Annotated in this window: 16 protein-coding genes; 4 read left to right on the top strand and 12 right to left on the bottom strand. The window is 71.9% G+C overall.

The window, feature by feature from the left end; translation table 11 throughout:
* Positions 1-140: 140 nt before the first annotated feature.
* The gene (locus tag ACIBR0_RS18660) at positions 141-1,229 is read left to right on the top strand and encodes a DUF3866 family protein (protein ID WP_396717131.1); all 1,089 of its coding nucleotides are present in this window, start codon (positions 141-143) and stop codon (positions 1,227-1,229) included.
* Between the two features lie 98 nt (positions 1,230-1,327).
* Here the strand turns inward: ACIBR0_RS18660 and ACIBR0_RS18655 are convergent, their stop codons facing one another.
* From ACIBR0_RS18655 to arc, 9 genes are all read right to left on the bottom strand, one after another.
* Entirely contained in the window at positions 1,328-1,513 is a 186-nt protein-coding gene (locus tag ACIBR0_RS18655; RefSeq protein WP_357041877.1) for a hypothetical protein, read from the bottom strand.
* Positions 1,514-1,582: 69 nt separating this feature from the next.
* Positions 1,583-2,941: a Pup--protein ligase gene (gene pafA, locus ACIBR0_RS18650; RefSeq protein ID WP_357041874.1), complete on the bottom strand. Its 1,359-nt coding sequence runs from the start codon at positions 2,939-2,941 to the stop codon at positions 1,583-1,585.
* Positions 2,942-3,096: 155 nt separating this feature from the next.
* Positions 3,097-3,918, bottom strand: a complete 822-nt coding sequence (gene prcA, locus ACIBR0_RS18645; protein WP_357036120.1) for a proteasome subunit alpha — start codon at positions 3,916-3,918, stop codon at positions 3,097-3,099.
* A gap of 52 nt (positions 3,919-3,970) precedes the next feature.
* Entirely contained in the window at positions 3,971-4,810 is an 840-nt protein-coding gene (prcB, locus tag ACIBR0_RS18640) for a proteasome subunit beta (RefSeq protein ID WP_396717127.1), read from the bottom strand.
* Positions 4,729-5,397 carry an endonuclease VII domain-containing protein gene (locus ACIBR0_RS18635; protein ID WP_396717125.1) on the bottom strand — a complete coding sequence of 223 codons (669 nt, stop codon included), beginning with the start codon at positions 5,395-5,397 and terminating at the stop codon, positions 4,729-4,731. The genes prcB and ACIBR0_RS18635 overlap by 82 nt, the downstream gene beginning before the upstream one ends.
* 5 nt (positions 5,398-5,402) lie before the next feature.
* Positions 5,403-5,618 (bottom strand): ubiquitin-like protein Pup, encoded by a 216-nt coding sequence (locus ACIBR0_RS18630; RefSeq protein ID WP_357036112.1) that lies wholly within the window; start codon positions 5,616-5,618, stop codon positions 5,403-5,405.
* A gap of 127 nt (positions 5,619-5,745) precedes the next feature.
* Positions 5,746-7,263, bottom strand: a complete 1,518-nt coding sequence (dop, locus tag ACIBR0_RS18625) for a depupylase/deamidase Dop (protein WP_396717123.1) — start codon at positions 7,261-7,263, stop codon at positions 5,746-5,748.
* 121 nt (positions 7,264-7,384) lie between these two features.
* Complete coding sequence (locus ACIBR0_RS18620) at positions 7,385-8,146, bottom strand: hypothetical protein (RefSeq protein WP_396717122.1); 762 nt, start codon at positions 8,144-8,146, stop codon at positions 7,385-7,387.
* Positions 8,147-8,244: 98 nt separating this feature from the next.
* Positions 8,245-10,026, bottom strand: coding sequence for a proteasome ATPase (gene arc, locus ACIBR0_RS18615; RefSeq protein WP_357036102.1), 1,782 nt, complete (start codon positions 10,024-10,026; stop codon positions 8,245-8,247).
* Positions 10,027-10,204: 178 nt separating this feature from the next.
* On the opposite strand from arc, the gene ACIBR0_RS18610 reads away from it, so the two are divergent.
* Positions 10,205-10,498 carry a ferredoxin gene (locus ACIBR0_RS18610; RefSeq protein WP_396717401.1) on the top strand — a complete coding sequence of 98 codons (294 nt, stop codon included), beginning with the start codon at positions 10,205-10,207 and terminating at the stop codon, positions 10,496-10,498.
* 86 nt (positions 10,499-10,584) lie between these two features.
* Here ACIBR0_RS18610 and ACIBR0_RS18605 read toward each other — a convergent pair whose 3' ends face one another.
* The 3 genes from ACIBR0_RS18605 to ACIBR0_RS18595 form a co-directional block, all read right to left on the bottom strand.
* Positions 10,585-11,157, bottom strand: a complete 573-nt coding sequence (locus tag ACIBR0_RS18605; RefSeq protein ID WP_396717120.1) for a hypothetical protein — start codon at positions 11,155-11,157, stop codon at positions 10,585-10,587.
* Between the two features lie 81 nt (positions 11,158-11,238).
* The gene (locus ACIBR0_RS18600; RefSeq protein ID WP_396717119.1) at positions 11,239-12,252 is read right to left on the bottom strand and encodes a tRNA (adenine-N1)-methyltransferase; all 1,014 of its coding nucleotides are present in this window, start codon (positions 12,250-12,252) and stop codon (positions 11,239-11,241) included.
* Positions 12,249-13,403: a site-2 protease family protein gene (locus ACIBR0_RS18595; protein WP_396717117.1), complete on the bottom strand. Its 1,155-nt coding sequence runs from the start codon at positions 13,401-13,403 to the stop codon at positions 12,249-12,251. Before ACIBR0_RS18595 ends, ACIBR0_RS18600 begins: the two co-directional genes overlap by 4 nt.
* A gap of 82 nt (positions 13,404-13,485) precedes the next feature.
* On the opposite strand from ACIBR0_RS18595, the gene ACIBR0_RS18590 reads away from it, so the two are divergent.
* Together ACIBR0_RS18590 and ACIBR0_RS18585 are read left to right on the top strand one after the other, a co-directional pair.
* The gene (locus ACIBR0_RS18590; protein ID WP_396717115.1) at positions 13,486-14,400 is read left to right on the top strand and encodes a RecB family exonuclease; all 915 of its coding nucleotides are present in this window, start codon (positions 13,486-13,488) and stop codon (positions 14,398-14,400) included.
* Positions 14,401-14,464: 64 nt separating this feature from the next.
* Positions 14,465-14,758: a hypothetical protein gene (locus ACIBR0_RS18585; RefSeq protein ID WP_396717113.1), complete on the top strand. Its 294-nt coding sequence runs from the start codon at positions 14,465-14,467 to the stop codon at positions 14,756-14,758.
* Positions 14,759-14,765: the final 7 nt, after the last annotated feature.

The raw sequence follows: 14,765 nt of genomic DNA, 5'->3' as shown, positions 1-14,765 counted from the left end.
CCCACGCGGGCACGGCGTGGGCCACGTCGCGTCGGCGCAGTCCCGCCCCCCGCCGCCCGGCCCGCCGGGCCTGCGGACCACTCCGGGGGCCGCGGACCCGCTCCGGAGGGCGACCACCGGCACCCGCTAGCGTGCCCGGCATGGTGCGATGGCGGACGGGCACGGTCAGGGCGCTGCGGCGGGAGTGGACCGGCGCGGTGGAACTCGACGTCGACCTGTCCGACGGCACACCCATGCGGGCCCTCGCCTACCCGGCCCTGGTCGGCCGTCCGGAACCCGGCGACCGGGTGCTGCTCAACGCCGGCGCGCTGCTGATGGGCCTCGGCACCGGCGGGTACGCCCTGGTCGTGGCCCTGCCCGACCGGCTGCCGCCGGACCCGGCGCAGGCGCTCGACACCCGCGAGGCGGGCCACCTCGTCAAGGCCCGCTACACCCCACTGCAACCCATCCTGCTCGGCGTCGACGAGGAGGCGTCACCGCACCACGACGTCCTCGCCACCGCCGACGACCTCGCCGGCCTGCCCGTGGTCACCGCCGACCTGCACTCCGCGCTACCCGCGATCCTCGCCGGGATCCACGCCGACGCGCCCGACGCCCGGGTCGCGTACCTGCTCACCGATGGCGGCGCCCTGCCCGCCTGGTTCTCCCGCACCCTCGCCGGGCTGCGCGGGCACCTCGTCGGCACGGTCACCGTCGGGCAGGCGTTCGGCGGGGACCTCGAGGCCGCCACCCTGCACACCGGGCTGCTCGCCGCCCGGCACGTGCTCCACGCCGACGTCGCGATCGTCGCCCAGGGCCCCGGTAACCTCGGCACCGGGACGCGGTGGGGCTTCTCCGGCGTCGCCGTCGGCGAGGCCGTGAACGCCATCGGCACGCTGGGCGGACGCCCGGTCGGATCACTGCGGATCTCCGACGCCGACCCCCGTCCCCGGCACCTCGGCGTCTCCCACCACAGCCTCACCGCGTACGGCCGGGTCGCCCTGGTCGGCGCGGACCTGGTCGTGCCCGACGGCCTGGACCCGGCGCTGGCCGGCGCGGTCGACGCGGCGCTGGCACCCCTCGCCGCGCGGCACGCGCTCGTGCGGGTGCCCACCGACGGCCTGGACGCGGCGCTGCGGGCCAGCCCCGTCGGCCTGTCGACGATGGGCCGGGGACTGGACGCCGACCACGCCTACTTCCTCGCCGCCGCCGCGGCCGGCCGGCACGCCGCACACCTCCTCATCCACTGACCCCAGGTGCGCACAACGTCGGGGAAGAGGCGCCTCACCCCTCGGCGAGGCGACATCGTCCCCGACGTTGTTCCGAACGACCCCCCGGTGGGGCGGGGTTACGCGAAGAGGACCAGTGCTACCCAGGCGCCGATGATCAGCGCGAGCGCCAGGGCCAGGACCCACGTCGGGACGGTGTACTCGCCGCGCCGGTTCCGGTCGATCTCGTCACGGATCTTCTGGCGGCGGCGCTCGGCCCAGTTCTGTTTCTCGGAGCCGGGGCCGGAGGGTTCGGTAGGCATCATGGCGCCGACAGCCTACCCGGCTCCGGCAGCGGCCGGGGCGGCCACCACCACCCCGGCCACGCCGAGACGTCACATGCTGGCGATCAGCCGCTCGACCCGCTCGTCGTACGCCCGGAACGGGTCCTTGCACAGCACCGTGCGCTGCGCCTGGTCGTTCAACTTCAGGTGCACCCAGTCGACGGTGAAGTCGCGCCGCTTCTCCTGCGCGTGCCGGATGAACTCGCCCCGCAGCCGCGCCCGGGTGGTCTGCGGCGGCGTCTCCTTCGCCTCGAAGATCTCCGGGTCGGTGGCCACCCGGTCCACCTCGCCGCGCCGCTCCAGCAGCCCGTACAGGCCCCGGCCGCGCCGCAGGTCGTGGTACGCCAGGTCCATCTGCGCCACCCGGGGGTGCGACAGAGGCAGGTCGTGCTTGCGCTGGTACCGCTCGATCAGGCGCAGCTTCGTCACCCAGTCGATCTCCCGGGACACCGGCTCCAGGTCCCCCGTCTCCACCGCCCGCAGCACCCGGCCCCACAGCTCCACGACCCGCTTCGCGGTCTGGTCGCCGCCGCGCCGCTCCACGAACTCCGTCGCCTTGGCCAGGTACTCCTGCTGGATGTCCAGCGCGCTGACCTCCTTACCGGAGGCCAGGCGCACCTTGCGCCGGCCGGTGATGTCGTGCGACACCTCGCGGATCGCCCGGATCGGGTTCTCCAGCGTCAGGTCGCGCATCACCACACCGGCCTCGATCATCCGCAGCACGATGTCGGCCGTGCCGACCTTCAGCAGCGTGGTGACCTCGTTCATGTTCGAGTCGCCGACGATGACGTGCAGCCGCCGGTACCGCTCGGCGTCCGCGTGCGGCTCGTCCCGGGTGTTGATGATCGGACGGCTGCGCGTCGTCGCCGACGACACGCCCTCCCAGATGTGCTCCGCCCGCTGCGACAGGCAGTAGACCGCACCGCGTGGGGTCTGCAGCACCTTGCCCGCGCCGCAGATCAGCTGCCGGGTCACCAGGAACGGGATCAGCACGTCCGCCAGCCGGCCGAACTCCCCGTGCCGCGACACCAGGTAGTTCTCGTGGCAGCCGTACGAGTTGCCCGCCGAGTCGGTGTTGTTCTTGAACAGGTAGATCTCACCCGCGATGCCCTCGTCGTGCAGCCGCTTCTCCGCGTCGACCAGCAGCCCCTCCAGGATCCGCTCGCCGGCCCGGTCGTGCGCGACCAGGTCCACCACCGAGTCGCACTCGGGCGTCGCGTACTCCGGGTGGGAACCCACGTCCAGGTAGAGACGGGCGCCGTTACGCAGGAACACGTTGCTCGACCGGCCCCAGGACACCACGCGGCGGAAGAGGTACCGGGCGACCTCGTCGGGGGACAACCGCCGCTGCCCCCGGTAGGTGCAGGTGACGCCGTACTCGGTCTCGATGCCGAAGATTCGCCGCTCCATGGTGAGACATTAGCCGCCCGAGGCCCCCGACGGGCAGCGCTCACCACGTCCATCCCACACGGGTCCCACGTGGACCGCTCCGACACCGGCACCGCTGACCGGCCGGAGCGCACGGCGCGGACGCCCGGGACCGGCCCGGACGCCCGCGCGGCGCGTCACGCCTCGGGCTGCTGGCCCTCCAGGTCGGCCGAGCCCGCCGACGTCGTCGGCTTGTGGGACTCCTCGGTCGGCTGCGTCGGGGTGTCCGGACGCTCGGACGCCGGAGCCTCGGCCGCCTTCTCCCCGTCCAGCAGCGCGGTCAGCGCCGCGCCGGTGATCCGCCGGAACGTCCGACCCACCCGGCGGCGGTCCAGGATGGCCACCTCCAGCTGGTTGGCGGCGATGGTGCGCGCCGCACCACCCTCACCCCCGACGGTGCTCAGCGCCTGCACGGCGACCTTCACCGCGTCCTGGAGCGACATGTCCGGCCGGTGGTTCGACTTCAGCACGCCGGTGATCGCCTCGGCCTGACCGCCCATCGCCATCCGGCCCGGCTCGTCGTTGACCGAGCCGTCATAGGTGAGCCGGTACAGCTCGTCGTCCTCATGGGTGGAACCGACCTGCGCCACGCAGATCTCCACCTCGAACGGCTTCGACTGCTCGGTGAAGATCGCCCCCAGGGTCTGCGCGAACGCGTTCGCCAGGGCGCGGCCGGTCACGTCACGCCGGTCGTAGCTCAGACCGTTCAGATCGGCCATCCGCACGCCCGCGCGGCGCAGGTTCTCGAACTCGTTGTACTTGCCGACCGCGGCGAAGCCGATCCGGTCGTAGATCTCGCTGACCTTGTGCAGCGCACTGGACAGGTTCTCGGCGACGAAGAGCACCCCGCCGGAGTAGCTGAGGACGACCGCGCTGCGGCCCCGGGCGATGCCCTTGCGGGCCAGCTCGGAGCGGTCGCGCATGATCTGCTCGGGCGAGGCGTAGAACTGCATGGCCACGGCGGCGGTTCTCCTTAGGGCGCTGTGCTGGGGACTGCTGTCGGGTGGGGGCTCAGCCGCCCGGGTTCTCCATCCGGCCGGCGACCACGCTTTCGGCGATCGCCGCCGTCTCGGCGTCGGTCAGCCGGTGGGTGCCCTCCGCGGTCGCGGTCATCACGACCGGGTAGATCCGCCGGGTCAGGTCCGGGCCGCCGGTCGCCGTGTCGTCGTCGGCCGCGTCGTAGAGCGCCTCCACCGCGAGCCGCATCGCGTCGTCGATGGAGAGCCCGGCCCGGAACCGCTTCTTCAGCGCCGAGCGGGCGAAGATCGAGCCGGAGCCGATCGCGTCGTAGCCGGTCTCCTCGTACGGGCCGCCGGTGACGTCGAAGCTGAAGATGCGCCCGGCTCCCGCCGGGTCGCTCGCCGCCAGGTCGAAGCCGGCGAACAGCGGGATCACCGCGAGGCCCTGCATCGCCGCGCCGAGGTTGCCCCGGATCATCGAGGCGAGGCGGTTGGCCTTGCCGTCGAGCGAGAGCATCGCGCCCTCGATCTTCTCGTAGTGCTCCAGCTCCACCTGGAACAGTCGCATCAGCTCGATGCCGATGCCGGCCGTGCCGGCGATGCCGACCAGCGAGTACGCGTCGGCCGGGTGCACCTTCTCGATGTCGCGCTGGGCGATCAGGTTGCCCATGGTGGCCCGCCGGTCGCCGGCCATCACGACACCCCCGGCGGCGGAGATCGCCACGATGGTGGTCGCGTGCGGCGCCAGGTCGGCGGCCATGCCCGGCGGCAGCGGCCGTCGACCGGGCAGCATCTCGGGAGCCACCTTGCTCAGGAAGGCCGTGAAGGAGGACGTCCCCGCGTTGGTGAACACATCTGGTAGACGCCCGGATGGATCAAAACCCGCTGCCACGTGGTTCCTCTCAGGTACGTGATCGCCCTGGCCAGCCTCGTGGGACTGTCACGGAACTGGCCAAGACCACCGTTGCAGTTGAAGCAGAGTATCCCGCGCACCCACCCGGTGCGATGATCGTGGTCCAGATGTTGGGGATCTTCACCCGCGCAGATGGCACAGACCCCGCCCTGCTCGGCCAGGAGCTCGTCGAACTCCTTCTGCCCGACGCCGTAGCGGCGGCGTAGGTGGTACTCGCGGCTGCCGCCGTAGAGCCGCTGCGCGCTCTCCTTGCCGCGTGCGCTGTGGCACGGCTTGCAGTAGGAGTGTCGCCCGCTGGCGTTCGTGGTGCGGGGGAAGTCCTCGACCGCCTTGATCTGTTCGCAGTCAGGGCACCACTTGAGACCGTTGGCCACGGGCCCAGCGGACTTCTTCTGCGGAGCCACGCCCCGCTTGCGGCGGCTCGCCTCGGAGCGCGCCGCCGCGCAGGTCTTGCAGTAGAAGGCCAGACCGTCAGGCCGCCGCCGGTTTCGATGGAAGGCGTCGGCGGGCAACGATCGGCCGCACTGGGGGCAGTCCTTGCCCGACCCAGAGAGCAAATCGGACATAGGCCCTATTCTCCCCCTTTCTGGACGTACCCCCTCACAAATTCTTCGGCGTTCTCTTCGAGGACGGAGTCGATCTCGTCGAGCAGGTCGTCGACGTCCTCGGTGATCTCGGCGTGCCGCTCGGCGACCTCCGGGTTCGCCTCGGTGGTGACGTCCTCGATCTCCTCGCCCTGCCGGGACTTGCCCGACTGCGACTGCCCGCCGGTGTCACGAGTGGCCATGACTGCCTCCTCCACGATCGTCTGCGATGAACTTACCTCGCGCGAACGACGAAAAGCCCGCCGCGCGCCGCTTGCGGCGCCGACGGGCAGATCGTTTCCGGCGTACGAGGGAGACGACGACGGGGGCTCAGCCGCCGGTCAGCGTCTCCAGGAGGTCCTTGGCGCTCTCGCAGCGGTCGAAGAGCGCCCCGACGTGCTTGCGGGTGCCCCGCTCCGGCTCCATCATCGGCACCCGGACCAGCGACTCCCGGCCCACGTCGAAGATGACCGAGTCCCAGCTCGCCGCGACCACCTCGGAGGCGTACTGGGCCAGGCAGCGACCCCGGAAGTACGCCCGGGTGTCCTCCGGCGGCTCGGTCATCGCCCGACGGGTCTCGTCGTCGGTCAGCAGCGTCTTCATCGCGCCCCGGGACACCAGCCGGTGGTAGAGGCCCTTCTCCGGGCGGACGTCGGAGTACTGCAGGTCGACCAGTTGCAGCTTATGCGAGCCCCAGCCCAGCTTCTCCCGCTCCCGGTAGCCCTCCAGCAGCCGCAGCTTCGCCACCCAGTCCAGTTGGTCGGCGCAGAGGAACGCGTCGCGGCCGAGCTTGTCCAGGACGTCCTCCCACCGGTCCAGCACGTCGGTGGTCTGCTCGTCGACGTCGTCGCCGTACCGGTCGTCCACGAAGGAGCGCACCCGCTCCAGGTAAGCCCACTGCACGTCCAGGGCGGTGAGCCGGCGCCCGTCGCGCAGCCGCATGAGGTGCTTCAGCGACGGGTCGTGGCTGACCGCGCGCAGCTCGCTGACCGGGTCGGCGATGCCGAAGTCGGGGCCGAGCGCCTTCTCCTCGATCATGGTGAGGATCAGCGCGGTGGTGCCCACCTTGAGGTACGTGGAGATCTCCGACAGGTTGGCGTCGCCGATGATGACGTGCAGCCGGCGGTACTTGTCGGCGTCGGCGTGCGGCTCGTCGCGGGTGTTGATGATCGGCCGCTTGAGGGTGGTCTCCAACCCCACCTCGACCTCGAAGAAGTCGGCGCGCTGGGAGATCTGGAAGCCGGTCTGCCCGCCGTCCTGGCCGATGCCGACACGGCCGGCGCCGCAGACGATCTGCCGGGTGACGAAGAACGGCGTCAGGTACGCGACGATGTCGGCGAAGGGCGTCTGCCGGCGCATCAGGTAGTTCTCGTGGGCGCCGTAGCTCGCGCCCTTGTTGTCGGTGTTGTTCTTGTAGAGGTGGATCGGCTGGGTGCCCGGAATGGTGGCGGCCCGGCGGGACGCCTCGGCCATCACCCGCTCCCCCGCCTTGTCCCAGCGGACCACGTCCCGCGGGTTGGTCACCTCCGGAGTGGAGTACTCCGGGTGGGCGTGGTCGACGTAGAGGCGGGCACCGTTGGTGAGTATCACGTTGGCCAGGCCGAGATCCTCGTCGGCGAGCGCCTCCGCCGGGTCGTAGGCGGCACCGGAGTAGGTGAAGCCGCGGGCGTCGCGCAGCGGCGACTCCTCCTCGTAGTCCCAGCGGGCGCGTCCACCGCGGGTGAGTTCCGGGCGTGCCCCGTAGGCATTGACCACCTGCGACGAGGTGACCATCGGGTTGGCTCCGGCCTGGCCGGGCACGGAGATGCCGTACTCGACCTCGGTGCCCATGATCCGTCTTACGCTCATCGACCTACCCGCATTCCCTCGCCCGACCGGTCCCCGTCACGTCGAGCGTAGTCGCCGCTTCGACGGTAGGTGGCGCGCCGGGCCCGCGGGCGGTCGCGCGCACCGCCGGGTCGCCGTGGGATCAGAAGAAGGCGTACGACGAGTCCGGCGCATCCTCGGTCTGGGAGGCCGGGGGTGGCGTGATGGTCACCGGCTCGCCGAAGCTGTGCAGCGTCATCTCGGTCTTCATCGATCCGGTGGGCATGTCGACGGTGTAGCTGAGGGCGGTCAGCCGACCCTCGGCGTCGATCGAGGCTTCGAACGGCACCGCGGAGGGCTGCTTGACCAGCTTGGCGATGCTCCCGAGGGACTCGCGCTGGTCGTCGCTACCGGCCGCGGCGGCCGCCTTGTGGAGGTCGGCGATGCCGGTGTAGCGCCCGTCGCCCGCCGGCTGGGCGGAGACGACGCCACCGAGGATGCCGGCCTGCGACTCGATGTCGAGGCCCTGGGACAGTGGGCCGCCCGGCTTGAGCCGAGCACGGTCGAGCTTCATCCAGGCGTCGTCCTCGGTCTCGTCCTTCAGGTAGACGGCGTCCTTGGACACGATCAGGGTGAAGGACTCGGGTCCGCTCATCTCCACCGTCATCTCCTCGGTGGCCGGGTCGACGGCCGCCTCCAGGCGCAGGGACTGGCCGCCGACGCCCATGGTCACGTCCATGCGCACCGGCTCACGGACGCTGCGGGCGAGGCTGCCGGTGATGGCGGCGACCGGGTCGACGGCGGCGCTGCTGGCCGTGGACGAGGGACTGGGCGCGGCGCCGGCCGGCGAGTCGGTGTCCGTGCCGCAGCCGGTGAGCAGCGCGGTGAGGCCGAGGGCAAGGGCGGGAATGAGTCGTCGTCGCACGCCGAGGACCCTAGCGGCTGGAGCCGCTTCACGTCGTCCGGAAAACCGGAACGGCGGGGCGGCCCCGGATGGCGCCGCCCCGCCGTCGCCGACGTCGGCTACAGGTACTGGCCGGTGTTGCTGGCGGTCTCGATGGACCGGCCGGCCTCGGCGCCCTTGCCTCCGGAGACGAGCGTGCGGATGTAGACGATCCGCTCGCCCTTCTTGCCGGAGATGCGGGCCCAGTCGTCGGGGTTGGTGGTGTTGGGAAGGTCCTCGTTCTCCCGGAACTCGTCGACGCAGGCGTCGAGGAGGTGCTGGAGCCGGAGGCCCTTGCGACCGGAGGTGAGGAACTCCTTGATGGCCATCTTCTTGCCCCGGTCGACGATGTTCTGGATCATCGCGCCGGAGTTGAAGTCCTTGAAGTACAGGACTTCCTTGTCGCCGTTGGCGTAGGTGACCTCGAGGAAGCGGTTCTCCTCGGTCTCCGAGTACATCCGCAGCACGACCGCGTCGATCATGGCCGCCACGGTGGCCTGAGGGTCGCCGCCGTGTTCGGCCAGGTCGTCCGGGTGCAGGGGCAGCCCGGAGAGGATGTACTTGGAGAAGATGTCCTTCGCGGCCTCGGCGTCCGGCCGCTCGATCTTGATCTTCACGTCGAGCCGGCCGGGGCGCAGGATGGCCGGGTCGATCATGTCCTCCCGGTTGGAGGCGCCGATGACGATGACGTTCTCCAGGCCCTCGACACCGTCGATCTCGCTGAGCAGCTGGGGGACGATCGTGTTTTCCACGTCGGAGGAGACACCCGAGCCACGGGTCCGGAAGATCGAGTCCATCTCGTCGAAGAACACGATCACCGGCGTGCCCTCGCCGGCCTTCTCCCGCGCCCGCTGGAAGATCAGCCGGATGTGCCGCTCGGTCTCACCGACGTACTTGTTGAGCAGCTCCGGGCCCTTGATGTTGAGGAAGAAGCTGGTGTGCCTCTCCTTGCCCATCCGCTCGGCGATCTTCTTCGCCAGCGAGTTGGCCACCGCCTTGGCGATCAGCGTCTTGCCGCAGCCGGGCGGGCCGTAGAGCAGGATGCCCTTCGGCGGGCGGAGCTGGTGCTCACGGAACAGGTCGGCGTGCAGGAAGGGCAGCTCCACCGCGTCGCGGATCTGCTCGATCTGCGACTGGAGGCCGCCGATGTCGGTGTAGTCGACGTCGGGCACCTCCTCCAGGACCAGCTCCTCGACCTCGCTCTTCGGGATCCGCTCGTACGCGTACGCCGAGCGGGGCTCGATCATGAGCGAGTCGCCGGCGCGGATCGGCGTGCCGATCAGGGTGTCGGCGAGGTGGACGATCCGCTCCTCGTCGGAGTGGGAGACCACCAGCGCCCGGTCACCGGCCGCTCCGTCGGGACCGGCGAGGATCTCCTTGAGCATCACCACCTCGCCGACCCGCTCGAAACCGAACGCGTCGACGATGTTGAGCGCGTCGTTGAGCAGGACCTCCTGGCCACGTTGCAGCTCGTCCACGTCGAGCGAGGGCGAGACCGCGACCCGGAGCTTGCGACCGCCGGTGAACACGTCCACCGTGCCGTCGTCGTGCCGGGCCAGGAAGACGCCGTAGCCACTCGGCGGTTGCGCGAGGCGGTCGATCTCCTCCTTGAGCGTCACGATCTGCGCGCGAGCCTCCTTGAGGGTGCTCACCAGCCGGTCGTTGTTCTCGGTCAGCCGCGCCAACTGTGCCTGGGTGGCCGCCAGCCGCTCTTCGAGCTGCCGGACGTGTCGGGGGCTTTCGGTCAACTTGCGCCGCACCAGAGCGAGTTCCTCTTGAAGGAACGCGACCTGCGTGGAGAGATCGTGGGCCTCCTTCTCCCACCGTGCGGCGCGCGAGTCCGCGTCGTCGCTGCGTGCCACGTCCCACCTCCCCGGGGGGCTTGAACGTTCTGCCCTAACACTAGCCGCTATGAGGCCGATTCGGTCCCACGCAACGCCCTCGTCACCGAACCTTGATCGCCAAGGGTGGGTCGGCGGGCCGGAACGGGCGTTCGGGTACCGTCGAGGCGTGGGACGGGAGAACATGGGGGGTGCACCGGTGGCCGAGGTCGCGACCGACCAGCTGCAGGTCTGGGTGGACCAGGATCTCTGCACGGGTGACGGGCTCTGCGTGCAGTACGCGCCGGAGGTGTTCGAGTTCGACGTCGACGGCCTGGCGTACGTGAAGGGCCCCGACGGTGAGCTGCTCCAGGCGCCGGGCGCCCGCGTGGACGTGCCCGAGCACCTGCGCCTCGAGGTGATCGACTCGGCGAAGGAGTGCCCGGGCGACTGCATCCACGTCGTGCGCGGCAGCGACGGCGTCGAGGTGGCCGGCCCGGAGGCCGAGGACTGACGGCCGCGGTCCAGCGGTCGCGGTGTGTCGAGCTGCCCCACCGCGGGGCCGACCCGGCATCGACCGGCCCCGCCGACGGGCGTGTGTCAGAGCATCGGTCGGCCGACCACCGAGGCCACCAGCCGGGCGAACTCCTCCAGGCGGGCGATCTGCCCGGCGCCGCCGTCGTCGAGGGTCTTGCCGAAGCGCAGCGCGTCGTGGCGGGGCCCGCCGACGACCTCCTCGGTGGGCGGGGCCTCGTCGAGCGAGGTCAGCAGCAGGTAGACGTCGATGCTGTCGACGCGGATCCCGCCGTCGTCGTCGCGGGTCAGCCGGCGCCGGCAGCCCACCTCGGTGACGGTGCTGACCGGGACCACCCGCAGCGAGGAGGTCATCGAGCCGGGTGGGCCCTCACCGGGCGGCACGTCCTCGCCGTGCCAGAGGATCAGTCGGCTGCCGTCGCAGACGACGACCTCCTGCCACACGCCGTTGACCTCGTTGACGAAGCGTTCCAGGGTGAATCCGAGCACGGAGGCGCCCCGCAGCACCCCGCCGAGCGCCTCGAGGGCCACGTCGGGGTCGCGCAGGTAGGCGCGTGCCGCCGACTCGAGGTCCTGGTAGGGCGACCAGTCCGGGAACACCGCCGGCAGGTCGCCGCCGCCGAAGCCGGGCCGGGTCATGCCGCCTCCCCGCACTCGTGCCGCCGGCCCGCGTACGCCGGCGGGGTCCGCACCGTCATGCCCGGCCGCCGCCTTCCGCCGTCACGGCCGGTCCGTCTCCCCCGCCGTCGCGGGCTCCGCCTCGGCGGCCTGGGCGGCAGCCGCCTGGCGGGCCGCCTCCGCCTCGCGCAGCACCGCCCGGCGCTGCTCGTACGCCTCGACGCCCTTGCTGGGCTTGCGCCGGCGCGGCGGGGCGAGGACCCCGGGCGCGAGCTTACGCGCGGAGACCAGGAACGCGGTGTGGGCGATCATGCGGTGGTCGGGCCGGACGGCCAGGCCCTCGGCGTGCCAGTCCCGCACCAGCGACTCCCAGGCGCGGGGTTCGGTCCAGCCGCCCCGTTCCCGCAGGGCCTCCACCAGCTCGGACAGCTGCGGGGTGGTGGCCACGTACCCGATGAAGACGCCGCCGGGCACGAGCGCCCGCTCGACCATGTCGAGGGTCTCCCAGGGGGTGAGCATGTCGAGGATGATCCGGTCGAAGCCGGTCTCGGTGCACTGGGCGACGTCGCCGACGTGCAGGCGCCAGGCGGGGTGCGGGCCGTTGAAGAAGGCCTCGACGTTGCGCTTGGCGATCTGGGCGAAGTCGTCGCGCAGCTCGAACGAGTGCAGCTCGCCGGTGGTGCCGACGGCCCGCAGCAGCGAGCAGCTCAGCGCGCCGGAACCGGCGCCGGCCTCCAGGACCTTCGCGCCGGGGAAGATGTCGCCCATGGCGACGATCTGGGCCGAGTCCTTCGGGTAGATCACCTGCGCGCCGCGGGGCATGGACAGCACGTAGTCCGACAGCAGCGGGCGCAGCGCGAGGAAGGCGGTGCCGCCGCCGGAGGTGGTCACCACGCTGCCGTCGGGCAGCCCGATGAGCGCGTCGTGCTTGAGGATGCCCCGGTGGGTGTGGAACTCCTTGCCGGGTTCCAGGGTGACCGTGTGCATCCGCCCCTTGGGATCGGTCAGCTGCACCCGGTCGCCGACACGGAACGGCCCGCGGTGCACGGGGGGCGGCGCCGGGACGTCGGCGGGGGTGCCCGGGTCGACCGGGGCGGCGGAGGGAGTTGCGGTCACGTGTTCATCTTCCGGTGAGGTTCGAGGAGCTGAGCCAGATCCGCGATGTGCAGGATGCCGACGACATCTTCGCCTGCCGTCACGACGTACTGTGCGCCCGGGTGGGCCTGGACGGTCTCCATGACCCGCTCCCCGTCCAGTCCGACCGGCATGGTGGGCAGACCGGCCAGCGACCGGGACACCGCGTCGACCGCCAGCCAGGGGCGCCGCTCGACGGGCACGGCTCCGGCCGCCGCCGGGTCGACCAGGCCGATCGGGCGGCCGGTGGAGTCCGACACGACCAGGGCGGCGCCCGGCTGGGGCCCGGTGTCGCGGCGGCGCTGCGCCTCGGCGAGGGGGGTGCCGGTCGGTACGGTCAGCACCGGGCGGGCCAGGCGGGACAGGTCGATCAGGGGCAGCCGGCGGCTGACCCGGGCCACCCGGATGGACTGCCCGGCGCCCCGCCACAGGGTGAACGCGACCAGCAGCATCAGCGGGAGCGCCAGCGGCGCGAGGAACCGGTTGACGGTGAGCACGGTGACCAGCAGCACGGTGCCGACGGCGATGCCGCGACCCACCCACCCGGCGATCTCGGTCGCGCGGTGGCGGTCGGCGGTCACCGCCCAGACGACCGCGCGCAGCGCCCGCCCGCCGTCCAGGGGCAGCCCCGGCAGGATGTTGAACAGCGCGACGATGACGTTGCTGACGGCCAACTGGAAGGCGAGCTGGTTGAGCAGCGTCCGGTCGGGCAGCGCCAGGGTGGCGGCGACGGCGACCACGCCGAGCACCGCGGACACGGCCGGGCCGGCCAGCGACACCAGCAGGTCGACGCGCGGCGACGGGGCGTCGCGGTCCATCTCGGTGTAGCCGCCGAGCAGTTCCAGGGTGATCCCGCGCACGCCGATGCCGTACCGGCGGGCGGTCAGCGCGTGGCCCAGTTCGTGCAGCAGCACCGAGCCGAGCAGGGAGACGACGAAGGCGAAGCCGATCAGGTAGCCGGCGGCCTGCGGCAGGTCGAGCTGGCGGCGGGCGAACTCCGCGTACATCACCGTGACCAGCAGCGCCAGCAGCACCATGGAGCCGTTGAGGTGCAGCGGCACGCCGAACACCCGGCCCACGGTCACGCCGGGGCGCCGGTCGGTCCGGCGGGGTGCGCGTCTCGTCCGTTCCACCGGCCCGATGCTACGCGGCGGGAGATCACGAACCGGAGCGGCGACGGGGATGCTGTCGGACCGGTGTCCTAACCTTCCGGACATGACGGCGGAACCGGTGACGACACAGCAGCCCGCGCTCCCGGCGGAGGTGCCGGCGACGGTGCGGGCGTCGCTGTCGCCGTCGCGCGCGGCGGACTTCAAGACGTGCCCGCTGCTCTACCGGTTCCGCAGCATCGACCGGCTGCCCGAGAAGCCGAGCGTCGAGCAGGCCCGGGGCACGCTGGTGCACGCGGTGCTGGAGCGGCTGTTCGACCTGCCGGCAACCGGGCGCACCCCGACCGCCGCCGGTGACCTGGTGTCCCCGCAGTGGGACCGGCTGGTCACCGAGCAGCCGGAGCTCGCCGGGCTGTTCGCCGACGGTGACGAGGAGGCCGCCGCCGCGTTCCTGCGGTCGGCCGCCGCGCTGCTGGAGGGCTACTTCGCGGTGGAGGACCCGCGGCGCCTGGAGCCGGCCGAGCGGGAGAGCCTGATCTCCGCGGTCGTCGACGGGGAGCTCCTGATCCGGGGCTACCTGGACCGGTTGGACGTGGCGCCGGACGGCGCGCTGCGGGTGGTCGACTACAAGACCGGCGGTGCGCCACGGGAGGCGTTCGAGGCCCGGGCGCTGTTCCAGCTGAAGTTCTACGCGCTGGTGCTGTGGCGCACCCGGGGCGTGGTGCCGCGGGTGCTGCGCCTGCTCTACCTCAAGGACGCCGAGGTCTGTGACTACTCCCCGGACGCCGACGAGCTGCTGCGCTTCGAGCGCACGGTGGTGGCACTCTGGCAGGCGATCGAGCAGGCCACCCAGCGGCAGGACTTCCGTCCCCGACCGAGCCGGCTCTGCGACTGGTGCAGCCATCAGGCGCACTGCCCCAGCTTCGGTGGGACCCCGCCGCCGTTCCCGGACCGCTCGGCCGCCGCCGACCCGCTGCGCGACGCCCGCTCCAACCCCGCCGCACCGGGCGCGGACGAATAGGGAGCACGTCCACCCCGCATGAATACGGGAGGGTGGCCGCCGGCCCGGGGGACACCAGCCGAAGATGCTGCGCCGGCTGCTGGACGTGCTGCGTACCGAGGCGGAGCCGGTCGCCGAGCTGGCCCCGTGGCCCGGCCTGACCGGGATCGAGGCGCTGGTCGTGCGGGACACGTCGCGGCCCGACCGGATCGGGCACGGATGGTGGGCATGCCGGAACGAACGGGTCGGCCCCCACGGTGGGACCCTACGGATGATCGCGCTCCGGCAGCGGCTTCCGGGTGCACGCCGCCAGGATTCCGGTGGAGCCGGTCGGGACGGTGCCGGCGTGGCCACGCGGCTGGTCCGCCCGCAATGGTGATCGCTCG

Source organism: Micromonospora sp. NPDC049497 (genome assembly GCF_044465805.1).
Taxonomy (GTDB): Bacteria; Actinomycetota; Actinomycetes; order Mycobacteriales; family Micromonosporaceae; genus Micromonospora.
The sequence above is the reverse complement of the archived record's forward strand: the minus strand, read 5'-3'. Positions and strand labels throughout refer to the sequence as shown.

Bases quoted from the DNA above. Each gene is read 5' to 3' on its own strand.
- ACIBR0_RS18660 (WP_396717131.1), top strand. From the start codon at position 141: ATGGTGCGATGGCGGACGGGCACGGTCAGGGCGCTGCGGCGGGAGTGG.
- ACIBR0_RS18655 (WP_357041877.1), bottom strand. From the start codon at position 1,513: ATGATGCCTACCGAACCCTCCGGCCCCGGCTCCGAGAAACAGAACTGG.
- pafA (WP_357041874.1), bottom strand. From the start codon at position 2,941: ATGGAGCGGCGAATCTTCGGCATCGAGACCGAGTACGGCGTCACCTGC.
- ACIBR0_RS18635 (WP_396717125.1), bottom strand. From the start codon at position 5,397: ATGTCCGATTTGCTCTCTGGGTCGGGCAAGGACTGCCCCCAGTGCGGC.
- ACIBR0_RS18630 (WP_357036112.1), bottom strand. From the start codon at position 5,618: ATGGCCACTCGTGACACCGGCGGGCAGTCGCAGTCGGGCAAGTCCCGG.
- dop (WP_396717123.1), bottom strand. From the start codon at position 7,263: ATGAGCGTAAGACGGATCATGGGCACCGAGGTCGAGTACGGCATCTCC.
- ACIBR0_RS18605 (WP_396717120.1), bottom strand. From the start codon at position 11,157: ATGACCCGGCCCGGCTTCGGCGGCGGCGACCTGCCGGCGGTGTTCCCG.
- ACIBR0_RS18590 (WP_396717115.1), top strand. From the start codon at position 13,486: ATGACGGCGGAACCGGTGACGACACAGCAGCCCGCGCTCCCGGCGGAG.
- ACIBR0_RS18585 (WP_396717113.1), top strand. From the start codon at position 14,465: ATGCTGCGCCGGCTGCTGGACGTGCTGCGTACCGAGGCGGAGCCGGTC.